4 protein-coding genes and 1 rRNA gene are annotated in these 5,058 nt (G+C 66.1%); 3 read left to right on the forward strand and 2 right to left on the reverse strand.

Features of this window, described 5'->3' with window-relative positions; all coding sequences use genetic code 11:
- Window positions 1-160: 160 nt before the first annotated feature.
- A 5S ribosomal RNA gene (rrf, locus tag AB7U92_RS21665) occupies window positions 161-273 on the forward strand.
- Between the two features lie 90 nt (window positions 274-363).
- Here the strand turns inward: rrf and AB7U92_RS21670 are convergent.
- A complete protein-coding gene (locus AB7U92_RS21670; protein ID WP_428581956.1) occupies window positions 364-2,058 on the reverse strand; it encodes a long-chain-fatty-acid--CoA ligase in 1,695 nt (564 codons plus the stop codon).
- Between the two features lie 55 nt (window positions 2,059-2,113).
- A complete protein-coding gene (locus tag AB7U92_RS21675) occupies window positions 2,114-2,830 on the reverse strand; it encodes an FFLEELY motif protein (protein WP_428581958.1) in 717 nt (238 codons plus the stop codon).
- A 118-nt stretch (window positions 2,831-2,948) separates the two neighbouring features.
- Here AB7U92_RS21675 and AB7U92_RS21680 point away from each other — a divergent pair, with 118 nt between their 5' ends.
- Both AB7U92_RS21680 and AB7U92_RS21685 read left to right on the forward strand, forming a co-directional pair.
- Window positions 2,949-3,455: a hypothetical protein gene (locus AB7U92_RS21680; protein ID WP_428581961.1), complete on the forward strand. Its 507-nt coding sequence runs from the start codon at window positions 2,949-2,951 to the stop codon at window positions 3,453-3,455.
- Window positions 3,456-3,468: 13 nt separating this feature from the next.
- The coding region (locus AB7U92_RS21685; protein ID WP_428581964.1) for a GMC family oxidoreductase N-terminal domain-containing protein at window positions 3,469-5,058 on the forward strand (1,590 nt) is incomplete at its 3' end.

Genomic DNA, 5,058 nt, shown 5'->3' on the forward strand with positions numbered 1-5,058 from the left:
AATTGCTCGTGAGGCTTGACCCTATAACTTTGACCGACAGGTCGAGGTATTGAGTGAAAGCTGTTCTGCCGATCTTCAAGGATGATCGGTACGCAATCAGACTGATTCAGACTCTGCGAATTGGCTACCCTGTCCGATGACAGGGTGGCAACAAGTTAAGCCTGATGACCATAGCGAGGTGGTCCCACTCCTTCCCATCCCGAACAGGACAGTGAAACGCCTCAGCGCCGATGATAGTGCGGATTCCCGTGTGAAAGTAGGACATTGTCAGGCTAATATAAAGAGAAAGCCCCCGTCTGATTGACGGGGGCTTTTTTCTTTGCCGCCGGGATATCGCGCAACCTACCGGCCGCGGACGGGCTGCTATCCCCGCAATTCTCGCCGCAGAATTTTTCCGACGTTGGACTTTGGCAGTTCGTCCCGAAACTCCACGTGCCGCGGCCGCTTGTACGCCGTGAAATTCTCTCGGCAGTAGTCCATCAGATCAGACTCCGACAGGGCCGCGTCGCGCCGCACCACGTAGAGCTTGACCGCTTCGCCGGACTTCTCGTCCGGCACGCCCACCGCCGCACACTCCAGCACCCCGGGGTGGAGACTCACCACCTGCTCGATCTCGTTCGGATAAACGTTGAACCCGGACACCAGGATCATGTCCTTCTTGCGATCGACGATCTTGATCGAACCATCGGCGGACATCACGCCGACATCACCGGAGCGGAAGAAGCCGTCCGGCGTCAGGACCTTGGCTGTTTCGTCCGGCCGATTCCAGTAGCCAGCCATGACCTGGGGCCCCTTGATGCAGATCTCTCCAGGCTGACCGATCGCCACGTCGCGGCCATCGTCGTCCCGAATGGACACCAGCGTCGAAGGAACGGGCAGGCCGATGCTGCCGGTGAACTCGTCGTTGTCGAAGCGATTGATGGTCACGACCGGAGAAGTCTCTGACAACCCGTAGCCCTCCACGACGACACAGCCCGTAACCTTGCGCCACTTCTCAGCCGTCGCCTGCTGCACCGCCATGCCGCCACCGTTGGAGATCACCAGATCCGAAAAGTCGAGCCGCGCAAAGTCAGGGTCGTTGGCCAGTGCGTTGAACAAGGTGTTGACCGCTGGGAACATGCTCACGCGGTGGGTCGACAGGGTCTTCACGAAACCCGGAATGTCGCGCGGGTTCGGGATCAGCAGATTCTTCATCCCCAGCCGGGCACCAAGCATGAAGCAGGCTGTCAGCGCGAAGATGTGATAGAGGGGGAGCGCGCAGACCACGGTCAACTGGCGTGATGCCGGCAGCGTATCGAGCTTGGGCTGGAACCAAGCCTCCGACTGAAGCACATTGGCCACCACGTTGCGGTGAAGAAGGGTGGCGCCCTTCGAAACGCCGGTCGTCCCGCCCGTGTATTGCAGGAAGGCGATGTCATCCGGGCCGATGTCGACGCGCCGCAGACTCAGCCGCGTCCCTTCGGCGATGGCCATGTTGAAGCGCGTGACCGTCCGTCCCCCATCCAGCGGCAAGCTGAACTCCGGCACCATCTTGCGGACATGCCGCACGGCCAGGTTGACGATCTGGCCCTTCCAGAATCCAAGCAGGTCGCCCATCGCCGCAAGCACGACGTGCTTCACAGCCGTTCGATCGACCACTTCCGCCAGCGTGCTGGCGAAGTTCTCCAGAACGACGATCGCCTCCGCGCCGGAATCCTTCAGCTGATGCTCGAGCTCCCGAGCGGTATAGAGCGGGTTGACGTTGACAACCACGTAACCCGCTCGCAACACCGCCGCGATGGCCACCGGGTACTGCAGCACGTTCGGCATCATCAGCGCCACGCGAGAGCCGCGTGCCAGGCCCTTGGACTGCAGCCACGCACCGAGCGCCGAGGACAACTCGTCGAGTTGCGCAAAGCTCAACTCGCTGTCCATGCACACCGCAGCGCACGAACGTGCATGCTTGCGAAATGCCTCCTCGAGGAGTTCGGTCAGGGAGCGATGGCTGCTGGCGTCGATTTCGGCGGGAACGCCCGGCGGATAACTGGCGAGCCAGGGCTTGGCGTCGGTCGCAATCAAGGAGGATCCTCCGTCCGTGGTGAGCGCAGATGCTCGCGGCATGGGGGCGGCGTGGCTACGGGAGTTGTCCTAACGCGCCACTGTCCTCATCGGCCGCGTCGCGCGCATCGAAGAGCGCCCGCACAAGCTGGCGCTCGCGCGCGCCGACCGTGGCGAGGAACTCCGCGGCGCCGCCCATGGCCTTGAAAGTGTCGAAGCCGGTCTCTAGAAACTGCTGGAGTGCCGGCAGGCCGGCCGCGCGGGCCGGGCCGCGCATGAGGTGCAGGCTGGCGCGAATGAGTGGCTTGCGGGTCAGGCGATCGAGATCCCGGCCGACGGCGAGGGTGAAGTCGATCTGCTGCTCGCGCGCCTGCGGTTGGCCGGTGGCCTGCCAAGCCCGGAGGTAAGAATGCCGGTCGACCGCCGACCCGACCAGATGCCGAGCCATGACCGTGTCGAGGGTCTCGGACAGCGCGTGCAGCTTCGCCAGCACCTCGACCGTCTCGACGATCTCCCGAGGAAACAGCCGCACCAGCCCCGGCACGACGCGAGCGAACTGCTCGTCACGCTGGCTGAAGTCCTTGGGACCGTAGAGTTCATCCAGGAAGAAGCGTGCGGCGGCGGCATAGCGCGGACTCGCCAGCAGATCCGCGTAGCTGCGCGCGAAGCGCTGCTGCTGGTAGGCCTTCAACGCCACCACGCTGGCCGCCAGCGACGGATCGGCCACGCGCTGGGCGCGCTCACGATTGACGACTTCCAGCTCGACGAGGATTCGTTGAGCGTCTTCGAACATCGCGCGGCCGTCTCCTTCCAGTCAGTGCACTGTAGCGGCTGGCCCCGGGTTTGCGAGCGCCCCGGTTAGTCGATGCGCTCTAGGCCACCCTGCCTGAATGGTGCAACACTCGCCGCCCATGCAACGGCGAACCTTGCTCAAGCTCGGACTCGGCGCCGGCGTCGTCCTGGCCATCGCAGGAGGCGGCGCAGCGTTGTGGCAGCCGGGACTGCGCGCAGGACACCTCAGCGAAGACGCGCGAGTGCTGATGCGAGCCGTGGCGCGTGCGGTGCTCGATGGGGCACTGCCTGCCCACGCGGCGCTTCGCGAACAGGCGCTGGACGCCCACCTCCAGCGGCTCGACGCGGCGATCGCCGCCTTTCCGGCCGCGACCCGCGCCGAACTCTCGCAACTGCTGGCGTTGCTGTCCAGCGCGCCCGGGCGTGTCGTGTTCGTCGGGCTCAACACACCCTGGCCGCAGGCCGGCGTTGCCGAAGTACAGCGTTCGCTGCAAGCGCTGCGCCTCTCGTCGCTGTCGCTGAAACAGCAGGCCTACCATGCGCTGCGCGACCTCACCAACGCGGCCTACTTTTCCGATCCTTCGGCCTGGGTCCACATGGGCTACCCGGGTCCGCTGGACATCTGACGGAGCCTCCTCGATGAGCCGACTGCCCGACCCCATCCGCGACGGCCTGGCCCGTGGCTGGAAGGTCCTCGGCGCGGACCACGGCCCGTTGCCGGCCCGCATCGAGTGCGACGTGGCCATCGTCGGCAGCGGCGCGGGCGCCGGCATCACCGCCGAACTGCTGACCCAGGCCGGTCTGAAAGTGGTCATCGTCGAGGAAGGCCCGCTGCGCAGCAGCACCGACTTCCACCAACGCGAGAGTGAGGCCTATCCCACGCTCTACCAGGAGAGCGCCGCGCGCAAGACGGCGGACAAGGGAATCAACATCCTGCAGGGCCGTTGCGTGGGCGGCTCCACCACGGTGAACTGGACGAGTTCGTTCCGCACGCCCGGGGCGACGCTTGCGCACTGGCAAGCCACCTATGGACTTGCGGACTACGGTGCCGAAGCACTCGCGCCCTGGTTCGCGCAGGCCGAGAAGCGGCTGAACGTCGGCCCCTGGTTGATGGCGCCCAACGAGAACAACGACCTGCTGCGCCGCGGCGCGGCCTCGCTGGGCATCGCCGCCGCGATGATCCAGCGCAACGTCAGGGGCTGCTGGAATCTGGGCTCGTGCGGCATGGGCTGCCCCACCAACGCGAAGCAGTCGATGCTCGTCACCACCATCCCGGCCGCGCTGGAGCGCGGCGCGACGCTGCTCGTGCAGACGCGTGCCGAATCCTTCGCGCTCCGCGGCGACGGCATCGAGGCCCTGCGCTGCGTGCCGGTCTCCCTCGACGGCAGCGTCACGAGCGGCGATGAGACGAGGATCGTTGCCCGGCACTATGTCGTGGCTGCGGGCGCCATCAACTCGCCGGCGCTGCTGCTGCGCTCCAAGGTGCCGGATCCGCACGGCCTGCTCGGCAAGCGCACCTTCCTCCACCCGGTGGTGATCTCCGCCGCCTTGTTCGACCGCGAGATCGAGGGCTGGAAGGGCGCGCCGCAGACCGTCTACTCCGACCACTTCCTCGAGACGCAGCCGCTGACGGGTGCCATCGGCTACAAGCTCGAGGCGCCGCCCATCCATCCGGTGATCTTCGCGTCGTCCCTGCCCGGCTACGGAAGCGAGCAGGCCGACCTCCTCGCACAGTTCCCGAAGACCCATGCGCTGCTGGCGCTGATGCGCGACGGCTTCCACGATGAGTCGCCGGGCGGGCGTGTCACCCTGCGTGGCGACGGCTCGCCGGTGCTGGACTACCCGCTCAACGACTTCGTGATGGACGGCGCCCGGCGTGCCTTCCTCAGCATGGCCGAGATCCAGTTCGCGGCCGGCGCGAAGAGCGTGCTGCCCGTGCACGAGATGGCGCAGCGCTATAGCTCCTGGACGCAGGCACGCGAAGCCATCGGCGCGCTGCCGATGAAGCCCCTGCTCACCCGGGTGGTCAGCGCCCACGTGATGGGCGGCTGCGGCATGGCCGGCGACGAGCGGCGCGGTGTCGTTCGGGGAGACGGCACGCACTGGCAGATCGCAAACCTCTCGGTGCACGACGGATCGATCTTCCCGACCAGCATCGGTGCCAATCCGCAGCTGTCGATCTACGGCATCGTCAACCGCCTGGCGTCCGCACTGGCCAGGCGCCTGAGC

Source organism: Piscinibacter sp. (assembly GCF_050175855.1).
Taxonomy (GTDB): domain Bacteria; phylum Pseudomonadota; class Gammaproteobacteria; order Burkholderiales; family Burkholderiaceae_C; genus Piscinibacter.

Excerpts from the sequence above, each read along its gene's own strand:
- AB7U92_RS21680 (WP_428581961.1), top strand. The coding sequence starts at position 2,949 with ATGCAACGGCGAACCTTGCTCAAGCTCGGACTCGGCGCCGGCGTCGTC.
- AB7U92_RS21675 (WP_428581958.1), bottom strand. The coding sequence starts at position 2,830 with ATGTTCGAAGACGCTCAACGAATCCTCGTCGAGCTGGAAGTCGTCAAT.